The organism is Pseudomonas sp. EL_65y_Pfl2_R96 (genome assembly GCF_963970905.1).
Classification (GTDB): domain Bacteria; phylum Pseudomonadota; class Gammaproteobacteria; order Pseudomonadales; family Pseudomonadaceae; genus Aquipseudomonas.
The window spans coordinates 1-312 of the sequence record NZ_CAXAQH010000436.1 but is presented as its reverse complement, the minus strand read 5'-3'; the positions used below and the strand labels follow the sequence as shown (position 1 = coordinate 312).

The following is a 312-nucleotide window of genomic DNA, read 5'->3' as shown; positions in this document are numbered from 1 at the left end:
CGTCACCGACACTATCGACACTTCGACCGTGAACCTGACCGCGACTTCGAGTGTGGCTGAAGGCGGCACGGTGGTTTACACCGCATCCGTCAGCGCGCCAGTAACCGGTTCGCCAGTCGTTGTGACCCTGTCCAACGGCCAGACCATCACCATTCCGGTCGGCGCCAGCAGCGGTTCTATTAACTTCGTTGCGCCAAACGACGCTTTGTCGGGCGGCGGTTCGCTGAGCGTAAAAATCGACGATGCCAAGGGCGGCAACTACGAGAAGCTGGAAGTCGACGGCAAGTCAGCCGACACCTCGATCACCGACAC

1 protein-coding gene is annotated in these 312 nt (G+C 60.3%); it reads left to right on the top strand.

Going from position 1 to position 312, the window contains the following annotated elements:
- The coding region (locus AACY49_RS31450) for an immunoglobulin-like domain-containing protein (RefSeq protein WP_339528269.1) at nucleotides 1-312 on the top strand (312 nt) is incomplete at both ends.